17 protein-coding genes are annotated in these 22,672 nt (G+C 71.6%); 13 read left to right on the forward strand and 4 right to left on the reverse strand.

What is annotated here, in order from left to right:
- Window positions 1–116: 116 nt before the first annotated feature.
- Entirely contained in the window at window positions 117–986 is an 870-nt protein-coding gene (locus OG335_RS36895; RefSeq protein ID WP_405009513.1) for a hypothetical protein, read from the forward strand.
- 193 nt (window positions 987–1,179) lie between these two features.
- Here OG335_RS36895 and OG335_RS36900 read toward each other — a convergent pair whose 3' ends face one another.
- Entirely contained in the window at window positions 1,180–3,678 is a 2,499-nt protein-coding gene (locus tag OG335_RS36900; protein WP_405015298.1) for a DEAD/DEAH box helicase, read from the reverse strand.
- Between the two features lie 325 nt (window positions 3,679–4,003).
- On the opposite strand from OG335_RS36900, the gene OG335_RS36905 reads away from it, so the two are divergent.
- From OG335_RS36905 to OG335_RS36920, 4 genes are all read left to right on the forward strand, one after another.
- Window positions 4,004–4,846: a nitrilase-related carbon-nitrogen hydrolase gene (locus OG335_RS36905; RefSeq protein ID WP_405009512.1), complete on the forward strand. Its 843-nt coding sequence runs from the start codon at window positions 4,004–4,006 to the stop codon at window positions 4,844–4,846.
- A 14-nt stretch (window positions 4,847–4,860) separates the two neighbouring features.
- Window positions 4,861–6,264: a dihydropyrimidinase gene (gene hydA, locus OG335_RS36910; RefSeq protein WP_405009511.1), complete on the forward strand. Its 1,404-nt coding sequence runs from the start codon at window positions 4,861–4,863 to the stop codon at window positions 6,262–6,264.
- Window positions 6,265–6,272: 8 nt separating this feature from the next.
- Window positions 6,273–7,289 (forward strand): TIGR03842 family LLM class F420-dependent oxidoreductase, encoded by a 1,017-nt coding sequence (locus tag OG335_RS36915; RefSeq protein ID WP_405009510.1) that lies wholly within the window; start codon window positions 6,273–6,275, stop codon window positions 7,287–7,289.
- Between the two features lie 101 nt (window positions 7,290–7,390).
- On the forward strand, window positions 7,391–8,884 hold the full coding sequence (locus OG335_RS36920) for an NCS1 family nucleobase:cation symporter-1 (RefSeq protein ID WP_405009509.1): 1,494 nt from the start codon (window positions 7,391–7,393) through the stop codon (window positions 8,882–8,884).
- Window positions 8,885–9,217: 333 nt separating this feature from the next.
- Here the strand turns inward: OG335_RS36920 and OG335_RS36925 are convergent, their stop codons facing one another.
- The gene (locus OG335_RS36925; protein WP_405009508.1) at window positions 9,218–10,732 is read right to left on the reverse strand and encodes a glycoside hydrolase family 43 protein; all 1,515 of its coding nucleotides are present in this window, start codon (window positions 10,730–10,732) and stop codon (window positions 9,218–9,220) included.
- Between the two features lie 611 nt (window positions 10,733–11,343).
- Here OG335_RS36925 and OG335_RS36930 point away from each other — a divergent pair.
- The 8 genes from OG335_RS36930 to OG335_RS36965 all read left to right on the forward strand — a co-directional run bounded on the left by OG335_RS36930 (window position 11,344) and on the right by OG335_RS36965 (window position 20,048).
- Window positions 11,344–11,838, forward strand: a complete 495-nt coding sequence (locus tag OG335_RS36930) for a MarR family winged helix-turn-helix transcriptional regulator (RefSeq protein WP_405009507.1) — start codon at window positions 11,344–11,346, stop codon at window positions 11,836–11,838.
- Window positions 11,835–12,284, forward strand: a complete 450-nt coding sequence (locus tag OG335_RS36935; protein ID WP_405009506.1) for a MarR family transcriptional regulator — start codon at window positions 11,835–11,837, stop codon at window positions 12,282–12,284. Before OG335_RS36930 ends, OG335_RS36935 begins: the two co-directional genes overlap by 4 nt.
- 565 nt (window positions 12,285–12,849) lie before the next feature.
- Window positions 12,850–14,262 (forward strand): family 2B encapsulin nanocompartment shell protein, encoded by a 1,413-nt coding sequence (locus OG335_RS36940; protein ID WP_405009505.1) that lies wholly within the window; start codon window positions 12,850–12,852, stop codon window positions 14,260–14,262.
- Between the two features lie 324 nt (window positions 14,263–14,586).
- On the forward strand, window positions 14,587–15,936 hold the full coding sequence (locus tag OG335_RS36945) for a family 2 encapsulin nanocompartment cargo protein terpene cyclase (RefSeq protein WP_405009504.1): 1,350 nt from the start codon (window positions 14,587–14,589) through the stop codon (window positions 15,934–15,936).
- Between the two features lie 14 nt (window positions 15,937–15,950).
- Window positions 15,951–16,832 (forward strand): geranyl diphosphate 2-C-methyltransferase, encoded by an 882-nt coding sequence (locus tag OG335_RS36950; protein ID WP_405009503.1) that lies wholly within the window; start codon window positions 15,951–15,953, stop codon window positions 16,830–16,832.
- Window positions 16,833–17,280: 448 nt separating this feature from the next.
- Window positions 17,281–18,372, forward strand: coding sequence for a vWA domain-containing protein (locus tag OG335_RS36955; RefSeq protein ID WP_405009502.1), 1,092 nt, complete (start codon window positions 17,281–17,283; stop codon window positions 18,370–18,372).
- A gap of 224 nt (window positions 18,373–18,596) precedes the next feature.
- A complete protein-coding gene (locus OG335_RS36960; RefSeq protein ID WP_405009501.1) occupies window positions 18,597–19,244 on the forward strand; it encodes a class I SAM-dependent methyltransferase in 648 nt (215 codons plus the stop codon).
- 102 nt (window positions 19,245–19,346) lie between these two features.
- Window positions 19,347–20,048: a 2-phosphosulfolactate phosphatase gene (locus OG335_RS36965; protein WP_405009500.1), complete on the forward strand. Its 702-nt coding sequence runs from the start codon at window positions 19,347–19,349 to the stop codon at window positions 20,046–20,048.
- A gap of 84 nt (window positions 20,049–20,132) precedes the next feature.
- Here the strand turns inward: OG335_RS36965 and OG335_RS36970 are convergent, their stop codons facing one another.
- Together OG335_RS36970 and OG335_RS36975 are read right to left on the reverse strand one after the other, a co-directional pair.
- Complete coding sequence (locus tag OG335_RS36970; RefSeq protein WP_405009499.1) at window positions 20,133–21,248, reverse strand: hypothetical protein; 1,116 nt, start codon at window positions 21,246–21,248, stop codon at window positions 20,133–20,135.
- Window positions 21,249–21,445: 197 nt separating this feature from the next.
- A complete protein-coding gene (locus tag OG335_RS36975; protein WP_405015265.1) occupies window positions 21,446–22,342 on the reverse strand; it encodes a hypothetical protein in 897 nt (298 codons plus the stop codon).
- Between the last annotated feature and the right edge of the window lie 330 nt (window positions 22,343–22,672).

Raw genomic sequence — 22,672 nt, forward strand, 5'->3', positions numbered from 1 at the left:
CACAGGGTAGTGGCGCAGGGTGGTGCGCAGCTCACGCGCGCCCCCCGGCCGCGTCCGGCGCCCTTCTCCGGGCCCTCCCTCCGGGCCCGACTGATCATCTGCTTACAATCACCCGCATGACTTCGCAGGGGGAGCCCGACCAGTCCGCCGCAGGCCAGGAGGGCGGGACGCCCGCCGCCGACCGCCGCGGGCGGCGCTTCGGACGCCGCCGCACCGCGCTGTGGTGCGCCCTGGTGGTGGCCGCCGCCGCCGTCGGCTTCGTCGTCAGCCTGCCGCACCCGGGCGACCTCATACCCGGGCTCGGCTCCACCGCGGGCGGCCCGAAGGCCCAGCCCGCACCCGGCCTCGACTCGCAGCAGCCCCTGACGGAAGCCCAGGTGTTCACCGCCGACCACTACTTCCCGGGCGACCGGACGGTCGACCAGGACGGCGTGCAGGCACGCCGCACCGCGGCCGCCGGCGGCGGCGACTGCGCGGAGACCCTCCTCGACCGCGCCCACGACCCGCTGCACGACACCGGCTGCCAGGCGTACGTCGGAGTCGCCTTCGACCACGTGGACCAGAAGGTGGTCAGCAGCGTCACGGTGTTCCGCTTCGCCGACGAGGAGGGCGCGCGGAAGGCCCGGCAGGCGCTCACCGACCCCGGCGCGCTGCTCTTCCGGACCTCCGCCCCCGCGACACCCTCCCCGACGACCGGCTCGACGGCGAGCCCCGGGGCCGGCACCGCGAGCGCGTCGCCCGGCGCACCGGCCGGCACGGCCCCGTCCACCCAGACCGCGGCCACCGCCCAGCCCGGCGCGTCCGCCACGCAGCCCGCGCCGAAGCCCGTGACCGCGGTGCGGGTCGAGCCCGTGGGCCGCTACCTGACGGTCACCGTCTCCCGCTACGCGGACGGGCGCACCACGACGCCGCCCGACGACCGCACGCTCGACCACGCGGCCCGGGCGCTCTCCTACGTCGTCCGCGCACCGTTCCTCTGGATGTAGCCCCGGCATGTAGCCCCGACCGGGAACGGCTCGCGCCCTCCCGTTCCCTCGCCGACCGGACGCCGGGCGCCAGCCGCCGGCCGTCGGACGCCCTGCGGGCCCGGTGCGGGAGGCACCGGGCCCGCAGGGTCCGTCACGGCAGGTCAGGCCCGCCCGGTCAGCCCGGTCAGCCCGGCAGGCCGGGCCTGCCGGATCAGCCGCCGAGCCGGTTCACCCCGGTCACCCGCAGCACCGCCCGGCCCTCCTCGTCGGAGCCGAACAGGTCGACCTCGGCGCTGATGCCCCAGTCGCGGTCGCCCGCCGGGTCGTCGAAGATCTGCCGGACCCGCCACAGACCCTCGTCCTCGACCTCCTCGATGAGCAGCATCTTCGGGCCGCGGGCGTCGGGGCCGGTACCGAGGTCGTCGTACTCCTCCCAGTACCCGTCCAGAGCGTCCGCCCACCGGTCGGAGTCCCAGCCGTCCTCGCCGTCGAGCTCGCCCAGCGCGTGGTAGTTCTCCAGCGCGGCCAGCTCGACACGGCGGAACATCTCGTTGCGCACCAGCACGCGGAAGGCGCGGGCGTTCGCGGTGACGGGCGCCGGCTTGTCGTCGAGCCGCACCTCGGCCGACTGCGGGTCGGTCGGGTTGGCGAGCTGCTCCCACTCGTCGAGCAGCGAGGAGTCGACCTGCCGCACCAGCTCTCCGAGCCAGGCGATGACGTCCTTGAGGTCGTCGGTCTTGATGTGCTCGGGGACGGTCTGCTCCAGCGCCTTGTACGCGCTCGCGAGGTAGCGCAGCACGATGCCCTCGGTGCGCGCCAGGTCGTAGTGGCCGACGAAGTCGCTGAAGGTCATCGCCCGCTCGTACAGGTCGCGGACGATGGACTTCGGCCGCAGCGGGTGGTCGCCGATCCACGGGTGCGCCCGCTGGTAGACCTCGTACGCGTGGCCGAGCAGTTCCTCCAGCGGCCGGGGGTACGTGATGTCCTGGAGCCGGGCCATCCGCTCCTCGTACTCGACGCCGTCGCGCTTCATCTCGCCGATGGCCTCGCCGCGGGCCTTGTTCTCCTGCGAGGCGAGGATCTGCCGCGGGTCGTCGAGGGTGGCCTCGACGACGGAGACGACGTCCAGCGCGTAGCCGGGGGACTCCGGGTCGAGGAGGTCGAAGGTGGCGAGGGCGAAGGTGGAGAGCGGCTGGTTGAGCGCGAAGTTCTCCTGCAGGTCGAGGGTGAGGCGCACGATGCGGCCCTCGGCGTCCGGCTCCTCCAGGCGCTCCACGACGCCGCCCTCCAGCAGCGAGCGGTAGATCGCGATGGTGGAACGGATGTGCCGGCGCTGCGCGGGACGGTCCTCGTGATTGTCGGTGAGCAGCTTGCGCATCGCCTCGAAGGCGTTGCCGGGCCGGCCGATCACCGACAGGAGCATCGCGTGGCTGACCTTGAAGCGGCTGACCAGCGGCTCCGGATCGGCGCCGATGAGCCGCTCGAAGGTCTCCTCCGACCAGCCGACGAAGCCCTCCGGCGCCTTCTTGCGGACGACCTTGCGGCGCTTCTTCGGGTCGTCGCCGGCCTTGGCGAGCGCCTTGTCGTTCTCGACGACGTGCTCGGGCGCCTGCGCGACGACCTGGCCGACGGTGTCGAACCCGGCCCGGCCCGCGCGGCCCGCGATCTGGTGGAACTCACGGGCGCGCAGCACCCGCACCCGCTGGCCGTCGTACTTCGAGAGGGCGGTGAAGAGCACCGTGCGGATCGGCACGTTGACGCCCACGCCGAGGGTGTCGGTGCCGCAGATGACCTTGAGCAGGCCGGCCTGGGCGAGGCGCTCCACCAGGCGGCGGTACTTCGGCAGCATGCCGGCGTGGTGCACGCCGATGCCGTGCCGCACGAAGCGGGAGAGGTTGCGGCCGAACTTCGTGGTGAAGCGGAAGCCGCCGATCAGGTCGGCGATGGCGTCCTTCTCGGCCTTGGTGCACATGTTGATGCTCATCAGCGACTGCGCCCGCTCCACCGCCTCCTTCTGGGTGAAGTGCACGACGTAGACCGGCGCCTGGCCGGTCGTCAGCAGCTCCTCCAGGGTGTCGTGGATGTTCGTCCGGCGGTACTCGTAGAACAGCGGCACCGGGCGGGTCGCGGAGCGGACGACGGTGGTGGGCCGGCCGGTGCGGCGGGTGAGGTCGTCCTCGAAGCGGCGGACGTCGCCGAGGGTGGCCGACATCAGCAGGAACTGCACGTGCGGCAGCTCCAGCAGCGGGATCTGCCAGGCCCAGCCGCGGTCGGGCTCGGCGTAGAAGTGGAACTCGTCCATCACGACCTGGCCGATGTCGGCCCGCTCGCCGTCGTGCAGCGCGATCTGGGCGAGCACCTCCGCGGTGCAGCAGATGATCGGCGCGGTCGGGTTGACGCTCGCGTCGCCCGTCATCATGCCGACCTGCTCGGTGCCGAAGATCTTGCAGAGGTCGAAGAACTTCTCGGACACCAGCGCCTTGATCGGCGCGGTGTAGAACGTCCGCTTGCCCTCGGCCAGCGCGGCGAAGTGCGCACCCGCCGCGACGAGGCTCTTCCCGGAGCCGGTGGGGGTCGCCAGGACGACGTTGTTCCCCGAGACCAGCTCGATCAGCGCCTCCTCCTGGGCGGGGTAGAGGGTGATGCCGCGCTCCATCGCCCACTCGGCGAAGGTCTCGAACAGGGCGTCGGGGGTGGCGGGCTTCGGCATCAGGTCCAGGAGGGTCACCGGCCCATCTTGCCTGGCCGGGATCACCGGGGGCAAAGCCCGGGCCGGAGCCGGGCCGCGGACCCGCCGCGGCACGGCTCGTACACGCCCCGCACGGGGGGTGGTTCGAATTAACCGAGTATCCCCGTTCGAAACGCCGGTGTAACCCGTCGGGCGGTACTCCGTTATCCGCATCGGATTTACATCCGATCATGGTTTCGCGACGGAACGCAAAACGCCGGAGAGCGTTACAGCGTGGTACTGCACCTTCCGCCGGGAAACTCCTAATGTCAGCGGTCTACCACCGACTTCCGCAAGGAGTTGAGCGATGAGCCGAGTCGTCAGGGCCGCCCTCTTCCAGACCGCCTGGACGGGCGACAAGGAAACCATGGTCGCCGCCCACGAAAAGGCCGCCCGCGACGCGGCCGCGCAGGGCGCCCAGATCATCGGATTCCAGGAGGTCTTCAACGCCCCGTACTTCTGCCAGGTGCAGGAGCCGGAGCACTACGCCTGGGCCGAACCCGTCCCCGACGGCCCCACCGTGCAACGCATGCAGGCCCTCGCCCGCGAGCTGGGCATCGTGATCGTCGTCCCGGTGTACGAGGTCGAGCAGTCCGGCTTCTACTACAACACCGCCGCCGTCATCGACGCCGACGGCAGCTACCTCGGGAAGTACCGCAAGCACCACATCCCGCAGGTGAAGGGATTCTGGGAGAAGTACTACTTCAAGCCCGGAAACGTCGGCTGGCCCGTCTTCGACACCGCCGTCGGCAAGGTCGGCGTCTACATCTGCTACGACCGGCACTTCCCCGAGGGCTGGCGCGCACTCGGCCTCGCCGGCGCCGAGATCGTCTACAACCCCTCCGCCACCAGCCGCGGCCTCTCCGCCTACCTCTGGCAGCTGGAGCAGCCCGCCGCCGCCGTCGCCAACGAGTACTACATCGCCGCCATCAACCGCGTCGGCGTCGAGGAGTACGGCGACAACGACTTCTACGGCACCAGCTACTTCGTCGACCCGCGCGGCCAGTTCGTCGGCGAGGTCGCCTCCGACAAGGACGAGGAGCTCGTCGTCCGCGACCTCGACCTCGACGTCATCGAGGAGGTCCGCCAGCAGTGGGCCTTCTACCGCGACCGCCGGCCCGAGGCCTACGGCCCGCTCACCGAGGCCTGAGAGGAGAACGGCCCATGACCCGTACGGTCATCCGCGGCGGCCTCGTCGTCACCGCCGCCGAGGAGCTCCACGCCGACGTCCTGATCGAGGACGAACGGATCGTCGCCCTCGCCACCACCGGCAGCACCGTCGCCGACGGCTGGACGGCCGACCGCACCCTCGACGCCACGGGGACGTACGTCATCCCCGGCGGCGTCGACGCCCACACCCACATGGAGCTGCCCTTCGGCGGCACCGCCGCCTCCGACACCTTCGAGACCGGCACCCGCGCCGCCGCCTGGGGCGGCACCACCACCATCGTCGACTTCGCCGTCCAGGGCGTCGGCGCCTCCCTGCGCGAGGGACTCGACGCCTGGCACGCCAAGGCCGAGGGCAACTGCGCGATCGACTACGGCTTCCACATGATCCTCGCCGACGTCAACGAGGGCAGCCTCAAGGAGATGGACCTGCTCGTGGGGGAGGGCGTCACCTCCTTCAAGCTGTTCATGGCCTACCCCGGCGTCTTCTACAGCGACGACGGCAAGATCCTGCGGGCCATGCAGCGCGGCGCCGACAACGGCGGCCTGATCATGATGCACGCCGAGAACGGCATCGCCATCGACGTCCTCGTCGAACAGGCCCTCGCCGCCGGGAAGACCGACCCCCGCCACCACGGCGAGGTCCGCCGCGAGCTCCTGGAGGCCGAGGCCACCCACCGCGCGATCAAACTCGCCCAGGTCGCCGGCTCCCCGCTGTACGTCGTGCACGTCTCCGCGGCCTCCGCCGTCGCCGAGATCGCCACCGCCCGCGACGCCGGCCTCCCCGTCTTCGGCGAGACCTGCCCGCAGTACCTCTTCCTCTCCACCGACAACCTCGCCGAGCCCGGCTTCGAAGGCGCCAAGTACGTCTGCTCCACCCCGCTGCGCCCCAGGGAGCACCAGGCCGAGCTGTGGAAGGGCCTGCGCACCAACGACCTCCAGGTCGTCTCCACCGACCACTGCCCGTTCTGCTTCAGCGGCCAGAAGGAACTCGGCCGCGGCGACTTCTCGAAGATCCCCAACGGCCTGCCCGGCGTCGAGAACCGCATGGACCTCCTCCACCAGGCCGTCGTCGAGGGCCGCATCAGCCGCCGCCGCTGGATCGAGATCGCCTGCGCCACCCCGGCCCGGATGTTCGGCCTCTACCCCCGCAAGGGCACCATCGCCCCCGGCGCCGACGCCGACATCGTGGTCTACGACCCGAACGCCGTCCAGACGATCTCCGCCGACACCCACCACATGAACGTCGACTACTCCGCGTACGAGGGCAAGCAGATCACCGGCAAGGTCCGCACCGTGCTCTCCCGCGGCACCGTCGTCATCGACGGCGACACCTACCTCGGCCGCGCCGGCCACGGCCGCTACCAGCCGCGCGCCACCTGCCAGTACCTCGACCGATAGGAAACACCGTGGACATCGGCCTCGTCCTCCAGACCGACCCGCCCGCCCAGCTGCTCATCGACCGGATGAAGCGTGCCGAGGCCGCCGGCTTCACCCACGGGTGGACGTTCGACTCCGTCGTGCTCTGGCAGGAGCCCTTCGTCATCTACAGCCGCATCCTCGCCGAGACCGAGCGCATGACCGTCGGCCCGATGGTGACCAACCCCGTCACCCGCACCTGGGAGGTCACCGCCTCCCTCTTCGCCACCCTCAACGACATGTACGGCAACCGGACGGTCTGCGGCATCGGCCGCGGCGACTCCGCACAGCGCGTCGCCGGCCGCCGGCCCGCCGGCCTCGCCACGCTCGGCGAGGCCATCCACGCCATCCGGGACCTCGCCGAGGGCCGCACCGTCGAGATCGACGGCACCGAGATCCACATCCCGTGGGTCAGGGAGGGCGCCCGGCTGCCCGTCTGGATGGGCGCCTACGGCCCCAAGGCCCTGAACCTCACCGGGCAGGCCGCCGACGGGTTCATCCTCCAGCTCGCCGACCCCTACCTCACCGAGTGGATGGTCAAGGCCGTCCGCGACGCCGCCGCCGAGGCCGGCCGCGACCCCGCGTCCGTCACCATCTGCGTCGCCGCACCGGCCTACGTCACCGCCGACGACTCGCCCGAGGCCCTCGCCCACGCCCGCGAGCAGTGCCGCTGGTTCGGCGGCATGGTCGGCAACCACGTCGCCGACCTCGTCTCGCGCTACGGCGAGCACTCCGCCATGGTGCCCGAGGAGCTCACCGCCTACATCAAGGACCGGCACGGCTACGACTACAGCCACCACGGCCGCGCCGGAAACCCCGACACCGCCTTCGTGCCCGACGAGATCGTCGACCGCTTCTGCCTGATCGGCCCGCCCGAGCAGCAGCTCGCCAAGCTCGAACACCTCCGCTCCCTCGGCGTCGACCAGTTCGCCGTCTACGCCATGCACGACGCCATCGAGCAGACCATCGACGCCTACGGCAAGAGCGTCATCCCCGCGCTCTCCTGACGGATCGTCAGTCTTCCTCCGCCTCTCCCCCCGACCCACCGTCGCCACGGAGGCCACCCCGCCGGGGTGGCCTCCGCCCGTCCCCCACAAGGCGGTCGCCCATGTCGATAACCCAGAGCCCGCACCCCGACGGCAGAGTCGAACTCGCCGCCGACGCCGACCTCTCCGACCCCCGCTTCGCCAACGCGGACCTCAACCCCGTCCCCGTCGCACAACGCCGCTGGACGACCTACAACTTCCTCGCCCTCTGGGTCGGCATGGCCCACAACATCCCGTCCTGGACGCTCGCTTCGGGTCTGGTGGCGCTCGGCATGGACTGGAAGCAGGCCGTCCTCACCATCGCGCTGGCGAACCTGATCGTGCTGGTGCCGATGCTGCTCACCGGGCACGCGGGCACCAAGTACGGGATCCCGTTCCCGGTGTTCGCGCGGGCCTCGTTCGGGCTGCGCGGGGCGAACCTGCCCGCGATGATCCGGGCGGCGGTGGCGTGCGCGTGGTTCGGCATCCAGACCTGGATCGGCGGCGAGGGCATCTTCCTCCTCGCCGGCAAACTGCTGGGCTCCGGCTGGCAGACCGCCGGTGAGATCGGCGGCTACCCGTGGACGCAGTGGCTGTCGTTCCTGATCTTCTGGGTCATCGAGATGGCCATCATCGCGCGGGGGATGGAGACCCTGCGGCGCTTCGAGAACTGGGCCGCGCCGTTCGTCATCGTCGGCGCGCTCGCGCTGCTGGTGTGGATCACCGTGAAGGCGGGCGGCTTCGGGCCGCTGCTGGACCAGCCCTCGAAGCTGGGCTGGGACGGCGACTTCTGGAAGGTCTTCTTCCCGGCGCTGATGGGCATGATCGGCTTCTGGTCGACCCTGTCGCTCAACATCCCGGACTTCACCCGCTTCGGCGGCTCCCAGAAGGCCCAGATCCGCGGCCAGGCCCTCGGCCTGCCCACCACCATGACCCTCTTCGCGCTGCTGTCCGTGCTCGTCACCTCCGGCTCGCAGGCCGTCTACGGCGAGCCGATCTGGGACCCGATCGCACTCGCCGCGAAGATGGACTCCACCGCGGGCATCCTCTTCGCGCTGTTCACCGTGCTGATCGCCACGCTGTCGGTCAACATCGCGGCCAACGTCGTCTCCCCGGCGTACGACCTCGCCAACCTGCTGCCGAAGCGGGTCACCTTCCGCACCGGCGCGTTCATCACCGGCGTCGTCGGGGTCGTCATCATGCCGTGGAAGCTGATCTCCGACCCGCACGTCTACATCTTCACCTGGCTCGGCGTCGTCGGCGGCCTGCTCGGCACCGTCGCCGGCATCCTCATCGCCGACTACTGGCTCCTGCGCCGCACCCGCCTCGACCTCGCCGACCTCTACCGCGCAGGCGGCCGCTACTGGTACGCGGGCGGCTGGAACTGGCGCGCCGTCACCGCCCTGCTCGTGGGCGGCCTCCTCGCCGTCGGCGGCTCCTACGGCGGCCCCTTCCCCGCCGACGGCCTCATCCCGTTCCTCAAGCCCCTCGCCGACTACGGCTGGGCCGTCGGCGTCACCTCCTCCCTCGCCCTCTACCTCGCCCTCAGCGCCGGCACCCGCCGTACGGCCGCGTGACCGTGGGGCGGGGGCCGCCGGACTACCGGTGGCCCCCGCCCTCGCCGCCGCCGACCAGAGCGACCAGACCGGCCGGCCCACTGCCACGGCCACGCCGTCGGCCGGTGCCACCGGGGACAGCATGGGCCGGCAGTAGGCGGCACTGCCTGCTCCCCGGCACGCACAACGGCCCGCCGTTCACACCGCCGGCGGCCCGCCGACGGCCGGGCCCGGCGGGAAGTCCCGCTGCCCGTCGGCGAGTTCCTCCCGTCCGGCACGCCCGCCGCCGGGCCGCCGCCGTGACTCGTGTGCGGGCCAGGGCGGTTGTCGGAGGGGCGAGGAGCACGGTTCTCGTCAGCGGTGACCGGGGAGGTAGTCGAACCAGTCGAAGTGCACGGCGCCCTCGGTGGCGTACAGGCCGACGACCCGGCCGGTGAAGCCTCCGGCGACTTCGGTCGAGAGGTAGCGGCCGTCCAGAGAGGCCATGTCCGTCATCGTCCCGTCGGACGCCTCGACACCGAAGATCAGGGTGTCGGGGCCGGTGCGCGCGTCATGGGGCTCGGGGGCCCTGCCGGTGTGCACGGTCAGGACGACGGGCCCCGTGGGCAGTGGCAGTTCCGCTGCCACGGTGCGCAGCGATCCGATCCGGGCGATCACCCGGGCGGTGCCGTCGGGCCGGGCCTCGACGGCGTAGTGGTGCCGGTCGTCGAGGCGGACGGCGAGGCCGCCACTGCCTTCGGCGGGGTCGATCAGGGTGCGTGCCCGGAAGGTGAGGTGCTGCTGGCGTCGTCCCAGCAGGACGGCATCGGGTTCGTCCAGGGATGCGCCGCGGGCACGCAGGGTGAGCCAGCCGGGGCGCTCCCGGGTGCTGTAGTGCTCGGCGGGGCGGTCGAGCAGGGAGATCCAGGAGTGCCGCAGTTCGGTGGAGGCGAAGTCGTCGCGCTCGGCGGACGGCGGTGTCGGCACCAGAGGCCAGGGCATGGTGGGGAGTTCGGGTCCGACCTCGCCGACGACGGGCCAGCCGTCGACCCACGAGACGGGGGCCAGGAAGGTCTCCCTGCCCAGGACGTGCCAGCCGGGGGTGCCGCCCTGCGGGCGGACGCCGAGCAGCACCATCCACCAGGAGCCGTCCACGGCCTGGACGAGGTCGGCGTGACCGGTGTTCTGGACGGGCCCGCTGGTGCTGCGGCGGGTCAGGATCGGGTTGGCCGGACAGGGCTCGAACGGGCCGTCGGGCGAGGGGCCGCGGGCGACGGAGACACAGTGGCCGCGTTCGGTGCCGCCTTCGGCGATCAGCAGGTACCAGTGGTCGCCGATGCGGTACAGGTGCGGGGCCTCGGGGGCGGCGGCGCCCGGGGTGCCGGACCACACGGGCCGCAACTCGCCGAAGGTCTCACCCGTGCCGGGGTCGATGCGGATCTGGGAGACCCCGGCGACGGTGCACCAGCAGGTGCCGTCCTCGTCCCAGGCCAGGTCGGGATCGATGCCGGGGACGCCGGGGAGGCGTACCGGGTCGGACCACGGGCCGGCGGGGTCCGTCGCGGTGACGATCAGATTGCCCTCGCCCGGCGTGACGTTGGTGACGATCAGCCAGAACCGCCCGTCGTGATGGCGCAGGGTGGGCGCGTACAGGCCCCCGGAGGAGGGGGTGTCCCGGGGCAGGCGGAGCTGGCCGGGCCGGTCCAGGGCGTTGCCGATCTGTACCCAGTTGACCAGATCCCGGCTGTGGAACACGGGGATGCCCGGGAAGTACTCGAAGCTGGAGCAGGCGAGGTAGTAGTCCTCGCCGACGCGGCAGATGCTGGGGTCCGGATGGAACCCCGGGATCACCGGGTTGGCGGCGGGCACCGGTGCGTACTCGTCGGACACCTCTGCAGGTCCTTTCGGCAGGATGGTTCGGTTCGGCGCTCCCCGGGTGCGGCCGGGTACACGTACATGCAGGCGGGAAGTCCCTTGCAGAGCCGGTGCCCGTGCGGCGGTCGCCACAGCCTCTCGACGCCGTTGGTGAAGCGCTTCGACGCTGGCAGGCATCCACCCCCGTGTCAAGAGATGGGCTCGCGAAAACGTCGGTGACCACCGGAGTTGGTGTCTCCCCGCACGGCTCCCGCGTGGTGGTGGGGCCGCGCCTGACCTCGTCCACCCCTGCCGGATGTCTCGACAGTCGAAGCGCTTCGAAAGGTGGGTGACGGCCCTTCTGTCGGCCGGTGTTCCGGGCCGTGGGCATCGCCGGTCCGCGGTGCCTGCCGTGGCGGGCCTCGCTGTCGGCATCCCGAGGGGTCCCTGTGTCGCCCGCCTCCTCCGCCGTGTCCGATGTCGCGTTCGGGGTCGGCGGTGCGTCGGTGAGTCGGCGAACGTGGCGGTCGTGGGGCGGTCGCTCCGGGCGGCCTGCGCGGCCGTGCGGCTGCGGCGATCACGTGCGCCGGTACGGGGCTGCCTGAAAATAGTAGCCATGGATATAATAGCCATGTAATGTGTCGGGCATGAGCAAGGCTTCCCCGGGCCCCACGCCCGGTTTCCTGGTGTGGCGGCTCGCCAACAAGTGGCGCGTCGCGGTCGATCGTGCGATGGCTCCGCTGGGCCTCACCCATGCGCAGTACTCGCTGGTCGCGTCGCTGTACGGCATGCAGCGCGCCGGCGAGCGGCCCAGCCAGCGCCGGCTCGCCGACCACACGGGCATGGAGGCGCTGTACGTCTCGAAGCTGGCGCGCGCCCTGGAGTCGGCCGGCCTGATCGAGCGCACCCGCGACCCCCGCGATCCGCGCGCGGTGCAGCTCGCCCTCACCGAGCAGGGCCAGGCCGTCACGCGGCAGGCCCTCGCGGTGGTCCAGGACCTGCTCCAGCAGTTGCTGGAGCCCCTCGGCGGCCTCGACGCCCCGCGGGCACGCGCGTTCACCGACGAGCTGACGGCCCTGCTCGACGCACCTCTCGCTCCATCCGTACCGAACGACGAGAACACTCAGGGGGCAACACCATGACCGGTACCGCAGCCGCACCCGCACCCGCCGACGCCCGCGCGCTCGGCCTGGCCCACTACGCCGCCCGCGGCGTCCTGGAGCACGTCCTGGCCCGGCACGGCGTCACGTTCCAGCAACAGGTCGCCCTGCGCGCGGTCGTCACGGCCGACGCCCCGCAGACGCCGGACGACCTCGTCGCCCAGGTCCGGGGCTCCCTCAAGGCGGATCCGGCCGACATCCGCGCCACGTTCGACGAACTGCTGGCCCGACGGCTGCTCGTCGCGGACGGCGCGCGCCTTCACCCCACCGACGCGGGGCGCGAACTGCTCGCCGCCGCCGCTGCGGAGTCCGCCCCCGTCTCCGCCCGCATCTGGGGCGGGATACCCGACGAGGACCTCGCCGCCGCTGGCCGCGTCCTCGCCCTGGTCACCGAACGGGCCAACGCGGAGCTCGCAAAGCTGACCTGACCGCCCGCCATGGCCGGGTGGCCGGTCGTGACCGGCCACCCGGTACCGGATCATGGCGATCGGACAGGTCGCTCGGGCGCCACAGGTCCGTCCGCCGCAGTCGTACGAACGCAGGGCCGGGCCGAGACGGTCGGGACCTGCAACCGGTGGGGCGCGTGATGTCACCGCGCAGCCGGGCGCCGTTGCCGGTACCGCAGAGGTTCGCCCAGCACCTTGATGTCGCAGGTCAGGGCATACCTCCCGTGGCCGCGCGCCGCCCGTGCGGCCCGGCCGGCAGGGTGACCGTCCGCGCTGCGGCGGCCGCCCGCGGGAAACCCCGGCGGCGCAGGGCGCAGCCCTGGCTCCCTGAAGGGTGATCGCAAACACCGGTCCCGAAAAGATCACTGCATCGGGCTAAACCCATGGGTTTACGGGGCCGATCGGCCCTGCCGACGGCTAACTTCCTTCTGGAGACGAGCGGATCGCGTGGTTTGCGCGAATTGCGCGGGCATCCGCCTGTTCATCCCCGGTCACAGAGGACATGGACGTGTGCCGGGCACCGTTCCTATGAAGGAGAGCCCGCCCGATGACGGTGGACACCAGCCAGCACGTGCAGTCGGAGCCGACCAGGCAGAGCAGCCTGGGCACGGCGGCTGCGCGCAACCTTGCCACCACCACCAAGTCCGCTCCGCAGATGCAGGAGATCACCTCCCGCTGGCTGCTGCGGATGCTCCCCTGGGTGGAGACCAAGGGCGGCACCTACCGGGTGAACCGACGGCTGACCTACACCGTCGGGGACGGGCGCATCGACTTCGTCCAGGACGGCGCCCGCGTCCGGGTGATCCCCCGCGAGCTCGGCGAACTCGCGCTGCTGCGCGGCTTCGAGGACGTCGCCGTACTGACCGCGCTCGCCGACCGCTGCGTCCAGCGCGAGTTCCGTGCGGGCGAGGTGCTCGCCGAGCGGGGCACTCCCGCCGAGTCGATCCAGCTGATCGCCCACGGCCGGGTCGGCCAGACCTCCGAAGGCCGTTACGGTGACGTGGTGGCGGTCGGCGTGCTGGCCGACGGCAGCCACTTCGGCGAGAACGCCCTGCTGGACGCCGACGCGAGGTGGGAGTCCACCGTCACGGCCGAGACCGCCGGCACCCTGCTCACCCTCTCGCGCGCCGACTTCCACGCCGTGCTGTCCACGGCGCCGGGCCTCCGGGCCCACCTGGAGCGGTTCGCCGAGATTCCGCTCCAGCGGCAGAACCGGCACGGCGAGGCCGAGATCGCCATGTCGGCCGGCCACACCGGCGAAGCCGAACTGCCCGGCGCGTTCGTCGACTACGAACTCAACCCGCGCGAGTACGAGCTGTCCATCGCCCAGACCGTGCTGCGGGTCCACACGAGGGTCGCGGACCTCTACAACGAGCCGATGAACCAGACCGAGGAGCAGCTCAGGCTCACCATCGAGGCGCTGCGCGAGCGCCAGGAGTACGAGCTGATCAACAACCCCGAGTTCGGGCTGCTCCACAACGCCGCCTTCAAGCAGCGGATCCAGACCTACTCGGGTGCGCCGACCCCGGACGACCTCGACGAACTGCTCTGCCGCCGACGTGGGTCCCGGTTCTTCCTCGCCCACCCCCGGGCGATCGCGGCCATCGGCCGTGAGTTCAACTCCCGCGGACTCTACCCGGACCACGTCGACCTCGGCGGACAGCAGGTCCCCGCCTGGCGCGGGGTCCCGATCCTGCCCTGCAGCAAGATCCCGATCAGCAAGGAGAACACCACCTCGATCCTCGTGATGCGGACCGGGGAGGACAAGCAGGGCGTCATCGGCCTGCACCAGACCGGCCTGGCGGAGGAGTACGAGCCGGGCCTGTCGGTCCGGTTCATGGGGATCGACGAGCGGTCGATCATCTCCTACCTCGTCAGCACCTACTACTCCGCGGCGATCTTGGTGCCCGACGCGCTCGGCGTGCTGGAGGACGTGCAGATCGGCCGCAGGCACGGCTAGACCGCCTCTGCCAGGGCTGCCAGGTCTGCCCGGCCGCGCACGCAGCGTGCGGTGTCGTTCGCCGCGGGGCGCCGGACCCCGACCGGGCGTCGGGCCCGGTCGGCTGCCGGGCCTGCCCCGGAGCCGTGGCCATCCGGCGGGGCGCGGGGCGCCGAGGCACAGCCGGCCCGGCCCGGGCGTCATGGTCCGGGAGAACCGGTCCGGAAGAGCCGGTCCGGGAGACGGCCGGACGGGCCCGCCCGATGAAACCGCAGCACACACCCCTCGGTCCGGCCCGGCGTGCCCGGGGTCCGCGACGTCCCACCACTCACCCAGGAGCTACCGATGCCCGTACCTGCGCCTCCCCCCGCGCAGTCGAGGCCGCCGTCCGCCCCGGGCCCCGGGCCCCTCACGCACGGCCGCGGCGCCGGTTCCGTCCCCGGAACCGGGGGTGGCGGCCTCCCCGGACCGCCCTCGCTGCCCTTCTCCGCCCCGGCAGCCGCCCCTGTCTCCGTCCCCGCCCCCGTCTCCGTGACCGTCGACGAGCCGGGCGTCGGTCCGGCGGTGAACCCCGTGCCGCAGGGTGCTGCCGCGGTGCGGACAGCACCGAGCCCCGTGCTCGAACGGATCCTCCGCGGCCCGAGCGGTCTCGGTACGGCGGGGCTGTACATGACCCGTCACGAGGAGCCGCCCGCGCCCGCGCAACCGGCAGCGGCGGGCAATCCGGTTCCGGGTCTCTACCACCACCCGGTGGCCGAACCCGACCCCGTGCGGGTGGAGGAGGTCGGCCGTCGGATCAAGGCCTGGGCGGTGGACGAGGTCGAGCTGTTCCCGCCGGACTGGGAGGACCAGTTCGACGGCTTCTCGCTGGGGCGCTACATGGTCGCCTGCCATCCCGATGCCCCCACCGTCGACCACCTGATGATCGCCACCCGGTTGATGGCGGCGGAGAACGCCCTGGACGACGTCTACTGCGAGGACCACGGCGGCTCGCCCGTCGGGCTCGGCGGCCGTCTGCTGCTGGCCCACACCGCGCTCGACCCGCTCCACACGACGACCGAGTACCAACCGGAGTGGGCGGCATCGCTCCACGCGGACGCGCCGCGGCGCGCCTACCGCTCGGCCATGCAGTACTTCGTCCAGGAGGCCGGCCACGCCCAGGCCGACAGGTACCGGCACGACATGGCCCGGTTGCACCTGGGCTACCTCGCGGAGGCGGCCTGGGCCGAGACGGACCACGTGCCGGAGGTGTGGGAGTACCTGGCGATGCGGCAGTTCAACAACTTCCGCCCCTGCCCCACCATCACCGACACCGTCGGCGGCTACGAACTCCCCGCGGACGTGCACGCCCTGCCCGCCATGCAACGGGTCATCGCGCTCGCCGGGAACGCCACCACCATCGTCAACGACCTGTACTCGTACACCAAGGAACTCGCCAGTCCCGGTCGGCACCTGAACCTTCCGGTGGTGATCGCCGAACGCGAGGACTGCTCCGTCCGCGACGCCTACCTGAAGGCCGTCGAGGTCCACAACGACCTGATGCGCGCCTTCGAGGCCGAGGCCGCCGACCTGGCCGTCAGCTGCCCGGCCCCGAACGTGCTCCGCTTCCTGCGGGGCGTCGCCGTGTGGGTCGACGGCAACCACTACTGGCACCGGACCAACACCTACCGCTACAGCCTGCCCGATTTCTGGTAAGAACGGATTCACCTGTGACCAGCACTGACCTCACCACCGCGACCACCCCGGCGTTCATCCCCGGCCCGGCGACGCCCTACCAGGGTGACATCGCCCGGTACTGGGACCACGAGGCCCGGCCCGTGAACTTGCGCCTGGGCGACGTCGACGGTCTGTACCACCACCACTACGGCATCGGCGACATCGACCACGCCGCCCTCGGCGACACCGAGGACAGCACGTACGAGAAGAAGCTGGTCGCCGAACTCCACCGCCTGGAGTCGGCACAGGCCGAGGTCCTCCTGGACCACCTCGGGGCCGTCGGGCCCGGTGACACCCTCGTGGACGCCGGCTGCGGCCGCGGGGGCTCGATGGTGATGGCCCACCAGCGCTTCGGCAGCAAGGTCGAGGGCGTCACCCTGTCGGCCAAGCAGGCCGACTTCGCGAACCGGCGCGCCCACGAACTGGGCATCGACGACTCGGTGCGCGCCCGCGTCTGCAACATGCTCGCCATGCCCTTCGAGACCGGCCGGGCCGCGGCGTCGTGGAACAACGAGTCGAGCATGTACGTCGACCTGGAGGACCTCTTCGCCGAGCACTCCCGGATCCTCGGCGTCGGCGGTCGCTACGTGACCATCACCGGTTGCTGGAACCCCCGTTACGGCCAGCCGTCGAAGTGGGTCTCCCAGATCAACGCGCACTTCGAATGCAACATCCACTCCCGCCGGGAGTACATGCGGGCCATGGCCGACAACCGCCTCGTTCCGCAGGCCGTCATCGACCTGACCCCGGCGACCCTGCCGTACTGGGAGCTGCGGGCCACGTCCTCGCTGGTCACCGGCATCGAGGAGGCGTTCATCAACTCGTACAAGGACGGCTCGTTCCAGTACCTGCTGATCGCAGCCGACCGCGTCTGACCACCAGGGGCGGGCGCCGCATCCGCCGCGGAGCATGCCGCGTCGGAGCGTGCCGACCGGCCGTCGCCCGACGGCCGGTCGGTGAGCCCGGTGGTCACGCCCCGGCAGGTCCACCCGGACGTCGGGAGTTCCGCGGACGGCGCGCGCGTCGGCAGCGCGCAGCCCTGCGAAGGTGAACCGTCACGCCGCGGGGGGTTCCGGTGGGGGCAGGCGCTCAGAACCTCCTGAGCCATGGACGTGCGCCTTCGGGCAAACGGCCGGGGCGGAATTCCCGGCGACCGCAGTGATCCGACCGCCCGTCAATTCCCGACCCTCCGGGAGATGAGCGGTCAGGGTCTGTGAAACCCCAGGTCAGGAAGGACTGTCAGTGTCCCACCGTAGTGTGGGAACAACGTCGGAGGGGACGCCGGAAATGGCGTCGAAAGGGCGTTGGAAAAGGGGTATGGCCATGTCTGCGAAGAGGATCAACCACAAGGTCAACCACGTCTCGCTCGTGGTCGACAAGTCGGGCTCGATGCGCCAGCACGAGGCGCAGCTCGTCCGCGTGGTGGACGAGTTCGTGAAGGGCCTCCAGGAGGAGTCCGACCGGCTCGGGCACGAGACCCGCATCAGCCTCTACGCGTTCGACCACGAGGTGCAGAACCTCGTCTGGGACATGGACGTCAAGCACCTGCCCTCCCTGAAGGGCCTGTACAAGGTCGACAACGGTGCGACCGCGCTCATCGAGGCGGCCGTCAAGTCCATCGACGACCTGAAGAACATCTGGGAGGGCTACGGCGAGCACTCCTTCCTCCAGGTCGTCGTCACCGACGGCCAGGAGAACGCCTCCGGCTGCTCGGAGACCGGCCAGATGCACACCCGCCTGGGCGGCGCCCGGGGCACCGCCGTCCTGCGCACGTGGATGGACCGCATCCAGAGCGGCATGGACAACCTCCCCGACCACTGGACGTCGGCGATCCTGGTCCCGAACTCCCTGGCCAAGCGCACCGCCCAGGAGTACGGCTTCCCCGCGGGCAACATCGCGATCTGGGACGCGGACTCCAGCAAGGGGGTCGAGGAGGCCATCGGCACCGTCAAGTCGGCGGCGACCAGCTTCCTGCGGGGCCGCGAGCAGGGCGTGCGCGGCACCCGGAACCTGTTCGCCATGGGCCAGGACCTGAACACCGCCGAGGTCAGGGCCAACCTCGACGCCCTGGACACCGGCAGGTACATCCTGGTCCCGGTCGACCAGCCGATGCCGATCCGCGACTTCGTCACCAGCGCCGGGCACCCGTACAAGACCGGCTGCGCCTACTACGAACTGTCCAAGCGCGAGAAGGTCCAGGGTGGCAAGCAGCTCGCCGTGGCGGAGAAGGACCCGGCCACCGGCCGGATGACGGGCAGGGTCTTCTCCGGCCCGGCGGCCCGCCAACTGCTCGGCCTGCCGCAGTCGGAGGCCACGGTCAAGCCGGGCGACAACCCGTCGTACACCGTGTTCGTCCAGTCGACCTCCGTCAACCGGAAGCTGGTGCAGGGCACCAAGCTGCTCGTCCTCCTGTAGCCGGCATCCGCCGGGTCGGCGACCGCAGGACGGCGGTCCACCTCCCGGGCCCCGGGCCACGAGGTCGGTGCGGACCCCGGCGGCGAGGCCAGGCAGGCCGTGGACGATCCCGACGAGTCGGGGCCGCAGGTGCGGGTCCGGCCGAAGGGCCGGACAGGAGCGGAGATCGTGAATTCCCGGCCCGCCCCGGCGTCGGGCCCGCGCCGGGAACTACTGTCGCGAGCATGGTCGAACACGATGCCCTCCGTGCCACCCGCGAGGCCTACGACGCCGCTGCCGACACCTACGCACAGCTGTTCCGCGACACGCTGCACGACAGGCCCCTGGATCGCGCGATCATCAGCGCCTTCGCCGAGGTCGCACGGACGAGCGGGGACGGTCGGGTCGCGGATCTGGGGTGCGGACCCGGCTACGTCACCGCCCATCTCGACGGGTTGGGGCTCTCGGCGTTCGGCGTCGACGCCTCTCCCGCGATGATCGAGCTGGCCCGACAGGCCTATCCCGGTCTGCAGTTCGACGTGGGGTCGATGGCCGCGTTGGACATCGCCGACGGCGTCCTCGGCGGCGTATTCTCACGCTGGTCCATCATCCACACCCCGCCGCAGGAACTCCCCGTCATCCTGGCGGAGTTCCACCGCGTGCTCGCACCCGGCGGTCACCTGCTGCTCGGCTTCTCGGCGAGCGACGACGCGTCCCACCCGACACAGGTCTTCGATCACGCGGTCGCGCCGGCCTATCGATGGTGGCCGGACCACCTCGCCGCACTGCTGCGCACGTCCGGGCTGGCCGAGGTGGCCCGGATGGTTCGTGAGCCTCAGCCCACCGACCGGCGTCAGTTCCGGGAGATTCACCTGCTCGCCCGCAAAGCCTAGGCAGGGCCGGTCGTTGGCGTTGCCGTCCTCGAACTCCCGGGAGCTCCGCCCCCGGGGAGAGGTGCCGCCGCCGCAGGCCCGGGCATGCGCGATCATGGTCGGATGGACTCTCGATTCCTCGGTATCCCTGATCTGGTCGAAGCGCCGACCGTGGCGGTCGTGGTCGACGTCATGCGGGCGTTCACCGTGGCCGCCTGGGCGTTCGCCCGGGGGGCGGAAAAGATCGTGCTGGCCGGGTCGCTGGACGAAGCGCTCGCACTCAAGGCCCGCCATCCGGACTGGGTGGCGCTGAAGGACGGTCCGCCCGCACCCGGGTTCGACGCGGTCAACTCGCCGGCCCTGCTGCGGTCCGTCGACCTCGGCGGACGGACCGTCGTGCAGAAGACCACGGCAGGCACGGTCGGCGCCCTCGCGGTCAAGGAGGCGTCGCTGGTGCTGTGCGCCGGGTTCGTGGTGGCGGAGGCGACGGCCCGGCTCCTGCGGGCACGCGAGTGCGGCAGTGTCACGTTCGTGGTGACAGGCGAGGACGGGCGCGCCGAGGAAGACCTGGCGTGCGCCCAGTACATCGCTCGGAGGGCCGCCGGGGCGGAGGCGGATGCCGCCGAGTTCCTCCGCCGCGCCGGCGGGTCGCTCGCCGCCACCGAGTTGGCGGAGGGCGTGCGTCAAGGAGCCCACCCGGATGACGTCGCGCTCTGCCTTGAGCTCGACCGGTTCCCGTTCGCCATGGTGGCGACCTTGGAGGACTCGCTGATGGTCCTCCGTCCGTGCCCCGCGCCTTCGCCGACCGGCGCGGTCTCGACCTGATCGCCGGCTGAGGTCCGACCGCCCCCGCGCCGATACGCCGGCCGGCACATCGGCAGATCGGCGCGGGGGCCCGGCCGCGGGCGGCTACTTCCGGTCGGTGGTCTCCGGGGTGATCGTGTAGATCTCCACCTCGCCGAGGTAGAGCAGGTCCTCGACGTACTCGTCGAGGTCGTCGTACAGCAGGTTCTCCGTCCAGGTGCGGTGCTCCATGATCCACGCGGCCAGGGCCGTCCGGTCCCCGGCGGCGAGCAGTCGGTCGAGCGCGGTCTGTGCGGAGAGGGCCTGGTCAGGGGTGATCGACTGGTGCTTGCCGGCCGCCGCGTGCTTGAGCGTGACGTCGATCTCGTCGCCGTAGCGCAGTACGGTCTGCAGTGCGAGCGCGTGCTTCATGGCCGCGGCCGACAGGATGCCGAACGGGTGCGAGGCGTACGTCCCGTCGGGCAGCTTGACGGTGTTCTCCCGTTCGAAGTCGGTGCCCGCGGACTGCGGATCGGCGTTGACGAACGCCACCCGGCTGCCCGGGGGAGCGGACCGCAGCAGCTTCTGCTCGTTTACGTCGGCGACGGGCTCCTGGGCCTTGACGCGGTCGGTGGCGGGGGTGCGCAGCCGGTACTCGGAACCCTGCGACTCCCTGAACCAGAGCTTGTGGTGGGTCAGCCCGGTGGAGGCGTGATCCTTGAGGTTGAACGGCCGCTTGACCGACTGGTCGAACGTCTCCTTGCCGACCGCCGCGGCCCACGCGCCGAGCTGGACGGCCTGCACGAACGTGGCGCAGTCCAGCGTCCAGGCACCGGAGTTGTCCGCCAGCTCGCGCACCGCGTCGTACGGCGACCGGTCGTTGCGCAGTTGCAGGAAGGCGTCGTCACCCTGCCCCTGCTGCGCCCAGTTCAGCTTGTTGTACGCCTTCGCCCGCCCGGTGTTCTCGAACACCGGTTTCCCGGCGAGGATCCTGCGCGCGGTGAGGTCCACCTGCGCCCGGTACGCGTACGCGTAGACGCTGCGGCCGGTGAGGCACCCGCCGAGGCTCAGCAGGACGGCGTCCACCGAGGTGAACACCGTCCGCCCGGCCTCTGCCAGCTCCGGCAGCGCGGCGACGTACCCGTCGTGCCAGACGACGCCGCTCTCCTTGTCGGCGGCCAGCGCCCCCAGTTTTGCGAGAAGTTCCTGTCCCGTGTACTGCTGACCCGCAACGGTGAACACCGATGGTCCCCCCATCCGCTTCGAACCTGACGGTTCCCCTGCGGTCAACACTAGTGACTCTCCGTCACCACGTCCATGGATTCTGCACAACGGCACCCCGCCCTCGCACCCCCGCATCCCGCTCCGCACGGAGCGCCGACCTGCGGCCCCCGACCCCCGGCAGGGCCGGCCGGGCCGGGTCGGTGGCGGGCGTCCGGTCAGAGCCAGTCGATCAGGGCGGGGGAGGGGCCGGTGAGGGTCTCGCCGGTGACGGGGACGCGGTGGGGCGTGCCGCCCGTGGCGGGGACGGTGAACAGCTCGTGCGGGAGGCCCGACGTGCCGGACGACGAGCCGTCGGCCTCGCTGAGGAAGGCGACCGTGGTGGCGGACGGATCGGCGATGGGGCTCCAGACGGTGCGGTTGGTCTCCGGGATGAGCTTCGTGCCGTCGGTGCCCCAGTCCATGAGGTCGGTGTCCTTCTCCGCCTTGAACGGCGAGCGGTAGACCATGTGGTTGCCGCTGTCGGTGGACAGGTAGGCGTCGTGGCCGAGGAAACCGGTGACCCGGAACGCCCCCTTGTCCTGTCCCGCGGGTCGGGAGAAGGGCGCGCATCCGGCGCACAGGCCGGTGATCCGCGACGGGGCGTCGACGGTGTAGTTGACCTCGTCGACACGGGCCGCCTCGCGGGCCGCGGCCGGATCGGAGCCCTCCAGGCGCCAGACGGCGGGCGGCTGCTTCCAGGCCCCGTCGCTCGGGCGGTGTGCGAAGTAGAAGGCGCCGTCGGGACCGAAAGCCGGGCTGTCGTCGGTGGTGGTGGAGGCGAAGTCGGCGCCGGCCGGTTCTGCGGCGGTGACGTCGGTGAAGGCGCCGGAGCGGTCGATCCACCCGACGTGCCCGGTTCCGTCGGGCAGGGTGCGCTTCGCGACGGCACGGGTGAGGTCGGCGGAGAACAGGTGGCGCTGGGCGATGGGCCCGTTGTCGTTCATGGCGGCGTACTCGGCGTCCAGGCGGACGTCGTCGTCCGCGGGGGTGAAGGAGGCCAGGAGGGTGGACGTGCCGGTGCCGGGGTCGACGACGGCCAGGCGCCAGCTGCCGCCCTGGAGCGAGGAGTACACGATGCCGGACGGGCGCGGTTCGGTGGTGGGGGAGGGGAGGCGGATCCGGAAACCCGGGCGGAGGCGGAGTCGTCCGCCCGGGGTCCGCCCGGCGTCGCCGTGTCGGCGGCAGGGCCACCGGCCTGACCGCACGCCGTGAGGAGGGCCGCCGCCGACGCGAGGACGGCCCGGGTACCGCGTCCTGTGGGGCGGTGGGATCCGGCTGGGTGGATGCGCATGGGTGGGCCTCTCCGACTCTCCCCCGGGCAAGGGGGCGGGCGGGGCCCGTCGGCCCCGGCCGTGTTCTCCGTCTGTGTGCTGCACGCTCCGTGTGCCGACGACGCCGACGGC

The organism is Kitasatospora sp. NBC_01539, assembly GCF_045040525.1.
Classification (GTDB): domain Bacteria; phylum Actinomycetota; class Actinomycetes; order Streptomycetales; family Streptomycetaceae; genus Kitasatospora.

Bases quoted from the DNA above. Each gene is read 5' to 3' on its own strand.
- OG335_RS36895 (WP_405009513.1), top strand. From the start codon at position 117: ATGACTTCGCAGGGGGAGCCCGACCAGTCCGCCGCAGGCCAGGAGGGC.
- OG335_RS36900 (WP_405015298.1), bottom strand. From the start codon at position 3,678: ATGCCGAAGCCCGCCACCCCCGACGCCCTGTTCGAGACCTTCGCCGAG.
- OG335_RS36905 (WP_405009512.1), top strand. From the start codon at position 4,004: ATGAGCCGAGTCGTCAGGGCCGCCCTCTTCCAGACCGCCTGGACGGGC.
- hydA (WP_405009511.1), top strand. From the start codon at position 4,861: ATGACCCGTACGGTCATCCGCGGCGGCCTCGTCGTCACCGCCGCCGAG.
- OG335_RS36920 (WP_405009509.1), top strand. From the start codon at position 7,391: ATGTCGATAACCCAGAGCCCGCACCCCGACGGCAGAGTCGAACTCGCC.
- OG335_RS36930 (WP_405009507.1), top strand. From the start codon at position 11,344: ATGAGCAAGGCTTCCCCGGGCCCCACGCCCGGTTTCCTGGTGTGGCGG.
- OG335_RS36935 (WP_405009506.1), top strand. From the start codon at position 11,835: ATGACCGGTACCGCAGCCGCACCCGCACCCGCCGACGCCCGCGCGCTC.
- OG335_RS36940 (WP_405009505.1), top strand. From the start codon at position 12,850: ATGACGGTGGACACCAGCCAGCACGTGCAGTCGGAGCCGACCAGGCAG.
- OG335_RS36945 (WP_405009504.1), top strand. From the start codon at position 14,587: ATGCCCGTACCTGCGCCTCCCCCCGCGCAGTCGAGGCCGCCGTCCGCC.
- OG335_RS36955 (WP_405009502.1), top strand. From the start codon at position 17,281: ATGTCTGCGAAGAGGATCAACCACAAGGTCAACCACGTCTCGCTCGTG.
- OG335_RS36960 (WP_405009501.1), top strand. From the start codon at position 18,597: ATGGTCGAACACGATGCCCTCCGTGCCACCCGCGAGGCCTACGACGCC.
- OG335_RS36965 (WP_405009500.1), top strand. From the start codon at position 19,347: ATGGACTCTCGATTCCTCGGTATCCCTGATCTGGTCGAAGCGCCGACC.